We start from the raw sequence: 15,251 nt of genomic DNA, 5'->3' as shown, positions 1-15,251 counted from the left end.
GTGAAGATCACCGCGGCGATGGCCGCCAGTCTGAACATCCTCACCGCAGCATTAGATGACCCCGGCGCCGACATCACCCACAGCCTGGATCAGTTGACACTCGAGGCCACCGCCGCCATCCCGACCTACCTTGGTTTGAGTATGCTTGTCCCGCAAAGCAATCCGCCCTTCACGATCAGCACCCTGGCCGCCGGTGTGGTCGACGGTGACATCCGCACGTCACTGCGGGTGCGGCTGCCCATCGCCGGGGCCGGCGACGGTCTTTCAGTGGCCGTCATCTTCTACGCCGGGGCGCCGGGTGCGTTTGTCGATCTCGCAGCGGATCTGACCTGGCTCACCGGGCGACCGCCGGCGGACTTCACCCTCGATCAGCATCTCGGTATCACCTCCTGGCCCGACACCACCCCCAAACTGCAGGCCGTCTCAGAGATCAACCAGGCCATCGGGGTCCTCATCGGACGCGGTTACAGTCCGCAACAAGCCAGCTGGGAACTCGACGCCCAGGCCATGAATAACCGGACCGACCGACACAGCGTGGCCCGGCTCATCCTCGACAAGATCACCTCCGACGGCGACGGCCACTTCGACATGTACTGAATAGACCCCTGGGGTGTAGCGTCAACGATGTTGAGAAACTCAACTGGTCCGGGATGAGAGTGGCTGTCCGCTGCCGCCTCTCGCAGAGCAAGAGCTCGCACCGAACACGCCGGTGACCCTCACCTCCCCCTGTGTCCCCAGAGGCAATTCAATGCCCAGCGGATGGCCACTAGGCAGCGGCCTCACTCCCGAACGGACAGCCGGTGAAAACTGCAAACGTACCGACAATCATGAGAGAGCTTGACGCAATTTGCGATTCAGCCAACGGCCTCGTAGTACAGGACGACGGGCACGGAGCCTCGGTTCGCCGTGAGGCGTCCGCGCTGCGTCTCACTGAGCTGCTCTTCGAGATTCAGGACCGGGTAGACCAGATCGCGACGAGCCGTGATCGCCTCAACGGACTCATCGACGCGATGCTGGTTGTCACCTCGGGGCTCGACCTCGACGCGACCCTGCGCGCCATCGTGCACACGGCCATCAAGTTGGTGGACGCCGGATACGGGGCGCTGGGAGTCCGGGGCGACGGGCATCAGCTCACCGAGTTCATCTACGAGGGCATCGATGAAGACGCGCGCGCTCTGATCGGGCCCTTGCCGGAAGGCCACGGTGTACTCGGGGCGCTCGTCGACGATCCGTCCCCGATCCGGCTGAACAATATCTCCCAACACCCCGCATCGGTCGGGTTCCCACCCAACCATCCGCCCATGCGCAGCTTCCTCGGCATGCCGGTCCTGATCCGCGACGAAGTGTACGGAACCATCTATCTCACTGAGAAAGTCAACGGGCAACCCTTCAGCGAGGATGACGAGACACTGGTGCGGGCACTCGCCTCGGCCGCAGGCATCGCCATCGAGAACGCTCGACTCTACGAACTGTCGCAGACGAGTCGGACCTGGATCGAAGCGACCCGCGACATCGGCACCGAACTGCTCTCCGGGTCCGATCCTGCCACCGTGTACCGCGTGATCGCCGAAGAAGCGATGAAGCTGACGGGGGCGGAGACCATCCTGATTGCCATGCCGTTCGACGGTTACCTGCCCACCGCGGAGGCAGTCGAACTACTCATCGTCGGAGTCGCTGGCGCAGAGGATGACTCGACAAGAGCTCAGCGCATCCGGATCCCGGATACTACGATCGGACAGGCATTCACCACTCGCACCCCGCGCCGCCTTGACAAGATGGACACCTCGATCGACGGTGTGGACAACGCCGGCCCGGCGCTCATCCTTCCGCTATGCACCACCGACACTGCCGCCGGTGTCGTGATTGCACTGCGACGTAAGGGTTCCCGACCGTTTGGTGAAGCCCAACTCGAGATGATGGCGGCCTTCACCGACCAGGCGGCCCTGGCGTGGCAGCTGGCCAGCTCCCAACGGCGGATGCGCGAACTCGACATTCTCAGCGATCGCGACCGGATCGCCCGAGATCTACACGATCACGTGATCCAGCGGCTCTTTGCCGTCGGGCTGGCGCTGCAAGGGACGATCCCGCGGGCGCGAACTCAAGAAGTGCAGCACCGACTATCGGATAGCATCGACGATCTTCACAGTGTCATCCAGGAGATCCGGGCCGCGATATTCGATTTGCACGGCGGAGCGACAGGTAGTACGCGGCTCCGGCAACGTCTCGACGAGGTGGTCGCGCAGTTCGCCAGCCCCGACATCCGCACCACGGTCCAAATCGTGGGCCCGCTGTCGGTCATCGAGCCCCCGCTCGCCGACCACGCCGAAGCCGTCCTGCGCGAAGCGGTGAGCAATGCTGTACGCCATTCCGGCGCAAGCACACTGAAAGTCACGGTCACCGTCGATGACGAACTGTGCATCGAGGTCGTAGACAACGGACACGGCCTCACCGGAGACATCACCGGTAGCGGCCTGCGCAATCTGGGTGACCGTGCGCAGCAAGCCGCCGGTGAATTCACGCTTGCCGATGCTGAGGACGGCGGCAGCGTGCTGCGTTGGTCGGCCCCGCTGTTATGACTGCAGCAATGCCCGTCGAGGGCTGCGAGAGCTTCACCGTTGCCGAACGCTGGTTCGACGGGGTCGTCGTGATCGAAGCCGCAGGAAGTGTGGACATGCTGACCGCGCCTTGGTTGACTGTGGCGATCACGGGGGCAGCACAGGCACCGCACGGGATCATCGTCGATCTGTCTGCGGTGGAATTCTTGGCCCTTGCCGGCACGAGGGTGCTGCTAACCGCGCGAGCCGGAATTGTTCCACCGACCCGGTTTGGCGTCGTCGCGAAAGCTCCCGCGATCGGCAGGCTGTTCACGCTGCTGGGTATCGGCGACGTCATCGACCTGTATCCCACTGTCGAGGACGCCCTGACGGCAATGAACTGCACAGCCACACGACGGTCATTCGATGTGAGGTCTTTAGCCCTGCCAATAGTCGCTGATCGGCCCTAGCGGCTCCAGCTTCTCGGCGACATGATCGGAGGTAACGACCGGGACGGAAGAGCACGATGAACCTCGCCACGAAATTGCTCAGCCCCCTGCTGATGAGCGCGGTAGCGCTGAGCATCGCACCCATTGCCCAAGCAAGCAACGGAGATGGCTTCGCACCCAACGAGGTTGCCTATCTGGACGATCTCACTACCCAAGGCATGGGTCCCGCGGTCAGTGCGCAGGGCCTCGTCGCCGAGGGCTGGACGATCTGTCATGCGTTGGCGGCGGACATGTCGCCCGTCGCCGCAGCCGACAAAGTGTTCGCCGGTTCCGCCACCGCCAGCACCAACGGCATCACTCGAGCTCAGGCCCAGGGCGTGGTGACCACCGCGATCGACAACTTGTGCCCGCAGACCCCGTAAAATGTCCGGAAATTCCTGGACCGTTGCGGACGCACCCGAGGGGTGTAGCGTCGACAACGTTGGGAAGCTCAACAAGTCCGGAATGAGGACGGCTGTCCGCCGCCGCCTCTCACAGAGCAGTCGCTCGTGCCGAACACGTCGGTGAGCACCGCACCCCGGGAATCACCATGAAGACCCCAGACCCACACCGGGAGACGAAAACGGCTCCGGTGCAATACTTTCCGATCGCCAGCGTAATGTGCCTCATCCGGCACGACCATCCGGATCACCCACGGCATCCACCGGCGGCGGGGATGCCGCCTGAGGATCGGACCCAATGACGACCGACACGCCGAAGACCGCACCACCGCCCGCTGTGGACGCCACCGGACCGGATGCCGGATTCAAGTCGATGCCATTAGTCAAGGCGCAGAAGGATCTTGGCTACTCACCGGATGGGCTGAGTACGGCCGAGGCGGCGAAGCGGTTGGCCCGCTACGGGCCGAACGAGATCGCTGAACACAAAACCAACCCTGTGCTGAAGTTCCTCGGCTATTTCTGGGGTCCGATCCCGTGGATGATCGAGATCGCCGTCATTCTTTCGGGGGCGGTCGGGCACTGGCCGGACTTCTTCATCATCCTGCTGCTGCTGGTCGCCAACGGTGTGGTCGGTTATACCGAGGAACGGCAGGCGGGCAACGCCATCGAGGCGCTCAAAGCCAAGCTGGCGATCAACGCGCGCGTCGTCCGCGACGGCGCATGGGTCAGTGCACCGGCGCGCGAATTGGTGCCTGGTGACGTCATCCGGTTGCGGCTGGGCGATATCGTTCCCGCCGATGCGCGACTGCTGGATGGCGATGAGATCGAGGTCGATCAGTCGGCGTTGACCGGTGAGTCGCTGCCCGCCACCTGCGCCACCGGTGACGCGGTGTTCTCCGGGTCAATCATCCGGCAGGGTGAGATCGGCGCCCTGGTGTATGCCACCGGCACCGGCACCTACTTCGGCAAGACTGCCGAATTGGTCCAGGACGCACACACGGTCAGCCATTTCCAGCGCGCCGTGCTCAAGATCGGCAACTACCTGATCATCCTCGCGGTCGCACTGGTGTCGCTCATCGTCGTGGCGGCGATCCTGCGCGGCGACCCGGTCCTGACCACCCTGCAGTTCGCCCTGGTGCTGACCGTCGCGGCCATCCCGGTGGCCATGCCGACAGTGCTGTCGGTGACGATGGCCGTCGGGGCACGACTACTCGCCAAGAAACAGGCCATCGTCAGCCGGCTGGTGGCCATCGAGGAACTCGCCGGCGTGGATGTACTGTGCGCGGACAAAACGGGCACCTTGACGCAGAACTCCCTCACGCTGGGCACCCCGTTCGCCGTGGACGGCGTCGCCCCGGCGACGGTGATCCTCGACGGCGCCCTGGCTTCCCGCGCCGACAACGACGACCCGATCGACCGGGCGGTGCTCGGCGGACTCGACGACGCCACAGCCTTGAAGCCATACATCGTCACCCATTTCAAACCCTTCGACCCCGTGCACAAGCGCACCGAGGCTGCCGTCACCGCCGCCGACGGGGCGACGTTCCGGGTCACCAAGGGCGCCCCGCAGGTCATCCTGGCGCTGGCCGCGAATTCCGCACAGATTTCCTCGGCCGTCGATGAGGCCGTCAACGACTTCGCCGCGCGAGGCTTCCGGTCATTGGGCGTGGCCCGCGCCGACGGCGACACTGGCGACGGCGGCTGGCAGTTCGCCGGTGTGCTGCCGCTGTTCGACCCACCGCGTGATGATGCGGCCGCGACTATCGCCACCGCACATGCGATGGGCGTCACCGTCAAGATGGTCACCGGTGATGCGTTGGCCATCGCCAAGGAGACCGCCGCCAAGATCGGTCTGGGTACCCACATCCTCGACGCCGCGGGCTTGGGCGACACCACGAAGAGCGAGTCGGCGGCGGTAGCCGAATCGATAGAGACCGCTGACGGTTTCGCCCAGGTGTTCCCCGAGCACAAGTACCACATCATCGACGTTCTGCAGCAGCGCGGCCACATCGTCGGCATGACCGGCGACGGCGTCAACGACGCCCCTGCCCTGAAGAAGGCCGATTGCGGCATCGCCGTGTCCGGGGCCACCGACGCTGCCCGGGCGGCCGCCGATATCGTGCTGCTGACCCCGGGGCTGTCGGTGATCATCGAAGCGATCAAGCAGAGCCGCAAGATCTTCCAGCGGATGAACAGCTATGCGATGTACCGCATCGCCGAAACGCTGCGGGTCCTGCTCTTCATGACGGTCGCCATTTTGGTGTTCAACTTCTACCCGCTGACCGCGATCATGATCGTGATGCTCGCCCTGCTGAACGACGGCGCGATCCTGTCCATCGCCTATGACAACGTGCACTACCGCAACGAGCCCGAAGCCTGGGACATGCGGCAGGTGCTCGGCATCGCCACCGTGCTGGGCGTGATCGGGCCGATCGCAGCGTTCGGCCTGTTCTACCTGGGCGATCGCGTGTTCGACCTCGGTCATCCCCGCGTACAAACCCTGATGTACCTAATGCTTTCCGTCGCAGGCCATCTCACCATCTTCTTGACCCGCACCCGGGGCCCGTTCTGGTCTATTCGGCCCGCCCGCATCCTGTTGCTCGCAGTCCTCGGCACCCAGACCGTCGCCACCCTGATCGCCGTCTACGGGCTGTTCATGGCCCCACTCGGCTGGAAGTGGGCCGCGTTTGTCTGGGGATACGCGCTGGTGTGGGCGCTGCTCAGCGACCGCATCAAACTCCTCGCCTACCGCATCCTGGACCCGGCGAAGAAGGCCAAGCCGACCTCTGCTCCGGTAGATGATCTGACACCTGCGGATGCATAACACGAAACACCCTGTGGAACAACAACGAAAGGCACGACCAGTGAATGTGCACGTGAGTAGTCACCATCGCCAGACGATCGAGAAACTCTTCCATCATCCGGCGGGTGGAAATATCGAATGGCGCGAAGTTCTCTCTCTGCTCGCAGACCTCGGGACCGTCACCGAAGGCCACAACGGGAAGTTCACCGTGACATTGGGGCCCGAAACAGAGGTTATCGAAGCTCCGAGAGGCAAAGACATCGACGAGCAGACGACCGTCGATCTGCGTCGGATGCTCAGACAGGCCGGCTGCGCGCCGGATGGCGGAGAGCCGACCGCGGACACACGTACGCGCGACCACGGCGACGGACAATGGGGCAACCCAGCCAGATCTCTCTGACGACGCGCCTGCAACACACCACCACGAACTCGAGGCCGAGTATGTCCCACATCATGGTCGATACAGACGTCGTGACGGCAGCGGTGCGCCTGGCTTGCCGGGCGCCGTCGGTGCACAACAGTCAGCCCTGGCGGTGGGTCGCAGGCAGCGCCGGACTCAACCTGTTCGCCGATCCGAAACGATGGGTGCACGCCACCGACCGCTCGGGGCGGGAAGCGTTGATCAGCTGCGGAGCGGTGCTCGACCATTTGCGTGTCGCGATGCAGGCCGCCGGGTGGACCATCAACGTGGAGCGGTTTCCCAACCCCAACAACCTGGACCATGTGGCGGCGATCGATTTCACGCCCTTGAGCTTCGTCACCGATGCACACCGCGCTCGCGCGGGCGCGATCGCGCAACGCAGAACCGACCGGCTCCCGTTCGCCGCCCCAACGGACTGGGAACTGTTCGAGCCGATGGTTCGCAGCACATTCTCCGACAATGACGCCCACCTGGACGTGGTAGCCGACGAAGTCCGCCACACGTTGGCCGAGGCATCCCGGCTCAGTGAGTCTCTACGGCTGTACGACTCGTCCTACCATGCCGAGCTGGATTGGTGGACTGCGCCTTTTCACACCACCGAAGGCATTCCCTGCAATTCGCTGGTATCCGCCGCCGAGAGTGAACGCGTCGATGTGGCGCGCTCCTTTCCCGTCGGCAGCGACACTCAGCGACGGCCTGACATCACAGCAGACCGCTCGACGATTCTGGTGCTCTCCACCGATGACGACACCGGCGGCGATGCCGTGCGCTGCGGCGAGGTGCTGTCGACCGTGCTGTTGGAATGCACGATGGCCGGCCTGGCCACGTGCACGCTGACCAACGTGACGGAATCTCAAGCCGGCCGCGATGCCATCGCCAGCCTGATCGGCCGGAAGTCTTTTCCGCAGCTGTTGATTCGGGTCGGTCTGGCACCGACGGCGGAACCCGAGCAGCCACTGACCCCGCGACGTCCACTGAGTGACGTGTTCGTAGCGGCCAGGTAGTCCCAGATGGTCGCAGCACATCTACATCAATCGTGAATTGCATTGTCAAGCCAGGAATCCACCGACCTCCAGCGCCGCGGATGGCTCGCCACCGGCGGCGGTGAACATGGCCAGAGCCCGCACCAAGCCTTGGCGTTCACGAGGCGGCATGTTGTGAACCACCTCGGCAATTCGGCGGCGCCGGTGTCCGGTGACCGCAGCCACCACGTCCAGCCCACGTGACGTCAGCTCGACGACCAGTTCTCGCCGAGAATCGGGGTGGGGCTGGCGGTCGATCAGGCCGGCGGCAACCAGGCGGTCGGCCATCCTGCCCGTCGTGGAGGGAGCGACGTCGAGCAGCCCGGCGAGGGTGGCCAGGTTCACCGGTCCGCGGGTCGACAAGATCACGAGCGTCCGGAACTGCGGGATCGTCAGCGTCTCATCGACATTGGCGATCGATTGGGCAGAGATCGCGACCAACAGCCGGGATGCGGTCAGCAGAGCGTCGGTGATGGCATCCACCGAGTCGTCGGCGGCTGGCTCGTTCTGGCCGGGCATAGCGTCCTCTCCGCAAAAAAACTTGTCCCACACACCAATGCTCACTGCAACTATTGCATACTGCAATGATGACCGATCGCACCAACTCCTCCGCAGGGAGCCGGATCTTGGCGGCTCGGCGCGCAGCCTGGGGACGGTGGCTGCGAGGAAGCCCCTCGGCATTGGTGCCGCTGGCGGTTGCCGTCGGTGCGGTCACCGGGCTCGGCGCGGTCGGATTCCGTTGGCTCATAACGGCATTCACCCGAATGTTCACCGGCTACGCCGACTACTCGGGGCTCGGCCGGGTCGCCAGCACACACTGGCCGTGGTTGGGCTTTTGGTTTCTGTTACTCGCCCCCGTTGTCGCGGGCGCGGTATACGGACCCCTGGTCCATCGGTTCGCGCCGGAGGCACGCGGGCATGGTGTGCCCGAAGTGATGTACGCAGTCAGTCATCGGGGCGGCCGGATCGCCCCGCAGGTCAGCCTGGTCAAGGCCCTGGCGTCGGCGTTGTGTATCGGCGGGGGCGGGTCGGTCGGCCGGGAGGGGCCGATCGTGCAGATCGGCTCGGCGGCCGGGTCAACAGTTGCCCAGCTGCTACGCCTGGACACCCCGCGGGTGCGGTTGCTGGTCGCCTGCGGCGCAGCAGCCGGGATTTCGGCAACCTTCAATGCGCCGCTGGCCGGACCGTTCTTCGCCTTAGAGCTGATCCTGCGGAGTTTCACGGCGGAGTCCTTCGGCGCGGTGGTGCTGGCCAGCGTCACCGCCGATGTCGTCGGGCGGACCATGCTCGGCGACCATCCCTTCCTCACCCTGCCCATCTTCGCCGCCCGCGGCCCGGTTGAGTACCTGCTCTACATCGCGCTCGGAGTTGCCGTCGGCGTCGTCGGAGTGATCTTCTCGAAAGTCCTCTACCTGGTCGAGGACGCCTGCGACTGGGTGTGGCGAGGTCCGGAATGGGCCCGCCCAGCGGTCGGCGGCATCCTGCTCGGCGGCCTGCTTATCGCCCTGCCGCAGATGTACGGGGTCGGATATCCGGTTCTGGAGAACGCGGTCGAGGGCAAATACGTGATCGGGATGTTGCTGCTCCTGATGGTCGGCAAGATGCTGGCGACCAGCCTGACCATCGGCATCGGCGGTTCGGGCGGAGTGTTCGCCCCAACGTTGTTCATCGGCGCGATGGCCGGAACGGCGTTCGGCTTGGTCGCCCACGATCTGTTCCCCGGAGTGACCGAATCAGCCGGTGCCTACGGACTCATCGGGATGGGCGCGGCACTCGGCGGGGCCACCGGCGCTCCCATCACCGCGGTGATCATCCTGTTCGAACTCACCGGCGAATACTCGATCATCCTGCCGTTGATGGCCGCAGTGGTGATGGCCGCCGGTACCGGACATCTGTTGTCAAAGAACACGATCTATACCGCCAAGCTGTGGCGCCGCGGTGTCGACCTCGATGCCGCACCATCAGAACACCGAGACTTCACCGCCGCCGACATCGCCATCCCGGCACCCGAACCGCTGAGCGATCAGGCCTCGCTGGCCGCCGCCGCCGCGGCGCTGGCGACATCCCCGTTCGGCATGCTGCCGGTGATCGGGGCCGACGGACGCTATACCGGGTGCGTCTCAGCGCAGGACGTCGCCGAAGCGCTCAGGGACACCGACCCGCCACCCGATCTCAGGACGCTGGTCGGCCTGCCCGCCGCTGTCGTTGCAGATGCCGCGGCTGACGAGATACTCGCCAAGCTCGGCGGCCGCGGCGGCACCGGACTACCGGTACTCAACTCCGGACACACGGAGCTGATCGGCTGGATCACCTATGAATCGGTGCTGGCCAAGCTCCGTCCCGCCACTCCAGCTGCATCCGAGCAGGATCCGTGACCATACGATGCCACTGCTGATCCGGCTGCGCCGCAGCGAGCGTCACAGCCCTACGCTGCCCTGCATGATTCCCCCGTCGACGACCACCGTTGTCGCGGTGATGTAGCGCGCCTGACCTGAGGCAAGAAAGACCACGACGTCGGCGATATCGGCGGGCTGCGCCATCCGTTGCAGCGGGATCGCCGCCTGCAAGGCTTTCATCTTCTCGGGGTCGTCTTCTGTCGAGGCGTTGATCGGCGTAGCGACGGCGCCGGGGGCGATGTTCACCACTCGGATGTCATGACGCCCCAGTTCGACCGCTGCGGTTCGCGCCAACATCCTGACCCCACCCTTGGATACGCAGTAGGCGATATTGCCGGGCATCGGCCAATCCTCGTGCACCGACGAGATGTTCAGCACCAGACCGCCCCCGCCCTGACTGATGAACTGCTTGGCCGCGATCTGGGTCCCGAAGAATGCACTTTTCAGGTTGACCGCCACCACCTTGTCGAAATCAGCTTCCGTGGTGTCGAGTAACGAAGTGCGAGTTTCGATTCCGGCGTTGTTGATGAGGACATCGAGCCGTCCGTAGGTGTCGACCGCCTTGCCGATCATGGAGTGCAGGTCGGCCGGTCGGGATACATCCGCCTTGACACCGAACGCGTGACCGCCTGCCGTCTCGACCTTCGCGATCAACGCGTTGGTCTCATCCGGATGCGCGACGAAGTCGACCACGACATTGGCGCCTTCCGCCGCAGCCGCGAGGACGATGGCCTCGCCGATGCCGCTGTTTCCGCCGGTGACGACAACTGTTTTGTTCTGCAGCAACATGATGCACTCCTGACGGTGAAAGTCGCTTCGCGACATAGCCGTTTCCCCGGTGCCGACCGTCCTCAAACCAAGCGCTTGCAGCCAGGATCACGTCACTTCGACCGTTTACCCCCAGCCCTTTCACAGCAAGATCCCATTCCGGCAAGGGATCTCATTGCCGGTGGCATGATCTGGGGATGGCCCGGATCGAGGACTACGCCCTACTCGGTGATCTACAGACCGCGGCGCTGGTGAGCACCACCGGGTCGATCGATTGGCTCTGCTTTCCCCGGTTCGACTCCCCCGCCTGCTTCGCCGCACTGCTGGATACCCCGGATGCCGGACATTGGTCGCTGGCCCCAACCTCCGGACACACTTGCACCAGCCGACGCTACGTCGACGACACCCTCGTGCTCGAAAGCGAATGGGCAACCCCCGACGGAACGGTTCGGGTGATCGATTTCATGCCTCCCCGCGGACACTCCCCGGATGTGGTGCGCATCGTCGAAGGCGTCAACGGCACCGTCCCGATGCGCTCTGATCTGAAACTACGGTTTGAATACGGCCGGGTCGTCCCATGGGTCCGCCACCACGGCGATCGAGTCGAAGCTCTGGCCGGTCCCAACCGGGTCCGGTTGCGCACCCCGGCGCCCACCAAGGGACACGAGATGAGCACAGTGTCGGAGTTCACGGTGCGCGCGGGAGACCGGGTGCCCTTCGTGCTCACCTGGAGCCAGAGTCATCAACCGTCGCCCAAGCCCGTTGATGCCGAACACGCCCTGCGCGACACGCTCGCATTTTGGACTGACTGGTCGAGACACGGCAATCCGGTGCGCGGACCGTACCGGAATGCCATCAAGCGGTCGCTGATCATATTGAAAGCCTTGACCTACGAGCCCACCGGCGGGATCGTCGCAGCCGCCACCACGTCGCTGCCCGAACAGATCGGCGGCAGCCGCAACTGGGACTACCGTTATTGCTGGTTGCGGGACTCCACGTACACGCTGCAGGCACTGATCTCCGCCGGATACCTCACCGAAGCGAAGGCCTGGCGCGAATGGCTGCTGCGTGCCGTCGCCGGCCAGCCCGACGATCTGAAGATCATGTACGCGCTCGACGGGACTCGCTATATTCCCGAATCCGAGCTGCCCTGGCTAGCCGGTTACGAGTCCTCCCAACCAGTGCGTACCGGCAACGCCGCCTCGGACCAACTACAACTCGACGTGTGGGGCGAGACCCTGGACGGATTGGCGCTGGCCCGCAACGCCGGGATCGCTCGTCGAGATGACGCCTGGGATCTGCAGGTCGCGTTGATGAATCATCTCGAAGGAGTCTGGGACCAACCCGACAACGGACTGTGGGAGATGCGAGGAGCGCGAAGGCATTTCACCCATTCCAAGGTTCTGGCATGGGTCGGCGCCAATCGCATGGCCGCTGCGGTGCGTACTCATCCCGAGTTGTCCGGCCCGGCCGATCGGTGGGAGGCCCTGGCCGACACCATCCACGCCGACGTGCTCGCTCACGGTTACGACGCCGATCGGAACACCTTCACGCAGTCCTACGACGCCCCCGGCCTCGACGCGGCTCTGCTCATGATCCCCCGCGTCGGATTCCTGCCGCCGAAGGATTCCCGGGTACTGGGCACCATCGCCGCTATTCAGAATGAGCTCACCGAAGGTGGACTTGTCAAGCGCTACAACACATCCGACTCCGATGACGGGTTGTCCGGAGGCGAAGGGCTGTTTCTGGCATGCTCCTTCTGGCTCGTCGACGCCCTGCACCTGGCTGGGCACCAAGCCGAGGCCACCGCGTTGTTCGAACGGCTACTGACGCTACGCAACGACGTCGGGCTGCTCAGCGAAGAATGGGACCCAGGCGCCGGACGCCAACTCGGTAATACTCCGCAAGCGTTCAGCCACTTCCCGCTGGTCACGAGTGCCCTGCAACTGCATGCCGGACGAGGACACCACAGCAACCATCCGATCGCCGCATCAGAAGCACCCCCCGCCTGAGCGAAAGACGAGGCAGCGTCCTCAGTGCCCCTTCGCTTGGAGCACCTCTGTGCTGCTCGGGCGGCTTGCTCGAGGGTCTCGTTCTGGGCCTTGAGTTCAGCGATTTGTTTCTGGCGGCAACATTTTGGCTGCGAGGCCGACAGCGACGGCTGGTATTGCGACGGCCGAGTGAGGGTGGGAATGTTGTTTAATGACGGGCATGCCTGACGACAGCAAGGTAGTCACTGTCAGCGGAGAGATCGCCGCCCCCGCCGAGATGATCTTCGAGCTCATCGCCGATCCGGCGCGTCAGCCGGAGTGGGACGGTAACGACAACCTCGCGCAGGCGCCTGCGGGCCAACGCGTGAACGGCGTCGGCGACGTGTTCATCATGACGCTGACCTACGGTGCCGTTCGGCATAACCACGTGGTCGAGTTCAGCGAGGGCCGGCTGATCGCCTGGCGGCCGTCGGAACCGGACGCAGCCCCGCCCGGTCATCTTTGGCGATGGGAACTCGATCCGCTGGACACTGGACGCACCCGGGTCATTCACACCTACGACTGGTCCGTACTGACCGACCCCGAGCGGATACAGCGGGCCCGAAGCACCACACCGGACCGGTTGCGGGCCTCACTGGACCGACTCAAGGAGTTAGCCGAGCGATCGTAAACCTCCGCGTCGACAGTGTGAGCGTTGTTGCATTTAGAACTGCTGTTGCACTTCATGTTTCGGCTCTGCTCGTCGATCCCTGAGTGCAACCTGGATATCGCAGGCCACGCGGCAGACGCCGGCTGGCCAATCGACCGATTCATTTCATTGACACTCGTCATTGACGCTCGTCAGTGACTGGGCTACCGTCATTCAGGTGAAGCCGCGAAGCGCCGTATCAGACGAGAAGGCAGTGGGAGGTATCCGACAAGCTCGCATGCTGGAAACCCGGGCCCGCCTCTTTGACGCCGCGTTGGCCGAGATTGGCCGGTCCGGACTGGCCAGTGCCGATGTCACCGCCATCGCCAGCGCAGTAGGGGTGGCCCGAGGCACTTTCTACTTTCATTTTCCGACCAAGGAACACGTTCTGATCGAGTTGGAGCGCAATGAAGAAGCCAGGATCGTCGCTGAACTCGACCTTGCCCAGACCGACACCGATGACTTGGTGGCGGTGCTGTCGCTGCTGGTGCGCCGCGTAGTCGCAGCCGAACGCCAGCTCGGCCCCGTGGTCTTCCGCGAAATGCTGGGGCTGCACTTTTCGGCGAACCGCCCGATTGAGGACGACGTATCAGAACATCCGCTCGCCGAGTTCGTGATCGGTGCGATCACCGCTGCCCGAGAAGCAGGTCGAGTCTCATCGCAAGCTGATGCCGCCGAAATGGGAGTGTTCTTCTTGACCGGACTCTTCGCTCTACTCGCTACAGGCGCTCACGCCACAGCGGCGGATGCCGTTGTGGCTCGGTATGTCACAACCATGGTCAAAGGAATGGAGACACGATGAACGACAACAGAATTGGTGGATACCGAGATTTCCTCAAGAGACGCGACGGGGAAGCCGATCTGCTCAACCGCCGACTGACGAACCGTGAAGAGTTCTTCAGCGGCCTGGAGCTGAACCCGGTCAGGTCACAACGCCCTGCCGATCGAGCTACCTTCCTGCGGAACCTTCGCCGCCGGAAACCCGAGCCCGGCTTGGACAAGAAGATGCTGTTCCTCTTGGCTACCGCCAAACTCAATCAGGCCGAACGATTCGGCGTCGGATTGGGCGAAACCTACGGTCTCAACAGTGATGAGGACCTTCCGCCCGAGCGCGTGTACCTCGAACTGGAAGAGCACTATCACACCCGACTGCTGGCCTGTGTGTTAGACGTCTTCGACCTGACATTCCAAGTCGTGCCACCACCATTCGTGATGCGTCAGTTCGTAAAGACCGGGGTCTTCCTCCCTGAACGACTTGGGATTCTCTTCGTCGGAGCCGCCGAGATGGCTGGTTGCGTGATGTTCGACGAGCTGCGCAGGGTCGGCATTGAACTATTCGCCGAAGAGCCTGACGTCTGCGAGCGCGTGAGTCTGCTCTACAGCGACATTCTCACCGACGAGGTGGGACACGTCGGTTATTGCGCGTCTCGATGCACACCGGCCGAGCGGGCAGTGATGCGTCGAATATACCCATACATAACAAGGCTTTTCGCTCGCCAGACCGCGGAACTCAGCCTTCTGATCGACCGTGACGCACTCCGCGCCCGGTTGGCCCGACCGTTCGACGTCGACGAGCTCACTGCCGGACTGACCAACGAGACGTACCTGGTCACTCACCCATAGCGCCGCTCTGATCCCGGCCACTGTGAGTTTGGCGGTGTGTTTGGCAGGAAATGCGTGGTGGGTTTCAGGCTCGGTTAGGAGGTGGTGGCGGCTTGTTGTTCGCGTTTGATTTCCAG

General features: G+C 63.9%; 14 protein-coding genes. 12 read left to right on the top strand and 2 right to left on the bottom strand.

The genetic code is table 11. The features are described from left to right. The 7 genes from H7J73_RS26765 (at nucleotide 1) to H7J73_RS26735 (ending at nucleotide 7,651) form a co-directional block, all read left to right on the top strand. Nucleotides 1-597, top strand: a complete 597-nt coding sequence (locus H7J73_RS26765; RefSeq protein WP_264070820.1) for an ANTAR domain-containing protein — start codon at nucleotides 1-3, stop codon at nucleotides 595-597. A gap of 230 nt (nucleotides 598-827) precedes the next feature. Further along, on the top strand, nucleotides 828-2,576 hold the full coding sequence (locus H7J73_RS26760; protein ID WP_264070819.1) for a sensor histidine kinase: 1,749 nt from the start codon (nucleotides 828-830) through the stop codon (nucleotides 2,574-2,576). Continuing rightward, nucleotides 2,573-3,004 carry an STAS domain-containing protein gene (locus H7J73_RS26755; RefSeq protein ID WP_264070818.1) on the top strand — a complete coding sequence of 144 codons (432 nt, stop codon included), beginning with the start codon at nucleotides 2,573-2,575 and terminating at the stop codon, nucleotides 3,002-3,004. Before H7J73_RS26760 ends, H7J73_RS26755 begins: the two co-directional genes overlap by 4 nt. 56 nt (nucleotides 3,005-3,060) lie before the next feature. Then, complete coding sequence (locus tag H7J73_RS26750) at nucleotides 3,061-3,405, top strand: DUF732 domain-containing protein (protein ID WP_264070817.1); 345 nt, start codon at nucleotides 3,061-3,063, stop codon at nucleotides 3,403-3,405. A gap of 391 nt (nucleotides 3,406-3,796) precedes the next feature. Beyond that, on the top strand, nucleotides 3,797-6,247 hold the full coding sequence (locus tag H7J73_RS26745; protein WP_264070880.1) for a plasma-membrane proton-efflux P-type ATPase: 2,451 nt from the start codon (nucleotides 3,797-3,799) through the stop codon (nucleotides 6,245-6,247). A gap of 52 nt (nucleotides 6,248-6,299) precedes the next feature. After that, complete coding sequence (locus H7J73_RS26740) at nucleotides 6,300-6,626, top strand: hypothetical protein (RefSeq protein WP_264070815.1); 327 nt, start codon at nucleotides 6,300-6,302, stop codon at nucleotides 6,624-6,626. A 41-nt stretch (nucleotides 6,627-6,667) separates the two neighbouring features. Continuing rightward, on the top strand, nucleotides 6,668-7,651 hold the full coding sequence (locus H7J73_RS26735; protein WP_264070814.1) for an Acg family FMN-binding oxidoreductase: 984 nt from the start codon (nucleotides 6,668-6,670) through the stop codon (nucleotides 7,649-7,651). Between the two features lie 45 nt (nucleotides 7,652-7,696). Here H7J73_RS26735 and H7J73_RS26730 read toward each other — a convergent pair whose 3' ends face one another. Beyond that, a complete protein-coding gene (locus H7J73_RS26730) occupies nucleotides 7,697-8,188 on the bottom strand; it encodes a MarR family winged helix-turn-helix transcriptional regulator (protein ID WP_264070812.1) in 492 nt (163 codons plus the stop codon). A 68-nt stretch (nucleotides 8,189-8,256) separates the two neighbouring features. On the opposite strand from H7J73_RS26730, the gene H7J73_RS26725 reads away from it, so the two are divergent. Continuing rightward, nucleotides 8,257-10,044, top strand: a complete 1,788-nt coding sequence (locus tag H7J73_RS26725; RefSeq protein WP_264070811.1) for a chloride channel protein — start codon at nucleotides 8,257-8,259, stop codon at nucleotides 10,042-10,044. Between the two features lie 42 nt (nucleotides 10,045-10,086). On the opposite strand, the gene H7J73_RS26720 is transcribed toward H7J73_RS26725, so the two are convergent. Continuing rightward, on the bottom strand, nucleotides 10,087-10,854 hold the full coding sequence (locus H7J73_RS26720) for an SDR family NAD(P)-dependent oxidoreductase (RefSeq protein WP_264070809.1): 768 nt from the start codon (nucleotides 10,852-10,854) through the stop codon (nucleotides 10,087-10,089). A gap of 176 nt (nucleotides 10,855-11,030) precedes the next feature. Here H7J73_RS26720 and H7J73_RS26715 point away from each other — a divergent pair, with 176 nt between their 5' ends. From H7J73_RS26715 to H7J73_RS26700, 4 genes are all read left to right on the top strand, one after another. Continuing rightward, nucleotides 11,031-12,845 (top strand): glycoside hydrolase family 15 protein, encoded by a 1,815-nt coding sequence (locus H7J73_RS26715; RefSeq protein ID WP_264070807.1) that lies wholly within the window; start codon nucleotides 11,031-11,033, stop codon nucleotides 12,843-12,845. A 199-nt stretch (nucleotides 12,846-13,044) separates the two neighbouring features. Then, a complete protein-coding gene (locus H7J73_RS26710; protein ID WP_264070805.1) occupies nucleotides 13,045-13,494 on the top strand; it encodes an SRPBCC family protein in 450 nt (149 codons plus the stop codon). Nucleotides 13,495-13,750: 256 nt separating this feature from the next. Beyond that, nucleotides 13,751-14,314, top strand: a complete 564-nt coding sequence (locus H7J73_RS26705) for a TetR/AcrR family transcriptional regulator (RefSeq protein ID WP_264070879.1) — start codon at nucleotides 13,751-13,753, stop codon at nucleotides 14,312-14,314. Beyond that, nucleotides 14,311-15,135 (top strand): hypothetical protein, encoded by an 825-nt coding sequence (locus H7J73_RS26700; protein ID WP_264070804.1) that lies wholly within the window; start codon nucleotides 14,311-14,313, stop codon nucleotides 15,133-15,135. The genes H7J73_RS26705 and H7J73_RS26700 overlap by 4 nt, the downstream gene beginning before the upstream one ends. Nucleotides 15,136-15,251 lie beyond the last annotated feature (116 nt).

The organism is Mycolicibacterium komossense, from assembly GCF_025822605.1.
GTDB classification, from domain to species: domain Bacteria; phylum Actinomycetota; class Actinomycetes; order Mycobacteriales; family Mycobacteriaceae; genus Mycobacterium; species Mycobacterium komossense.
This window is presented reverse-complemented; position numbering and strand designations above follow the sequence as displayed.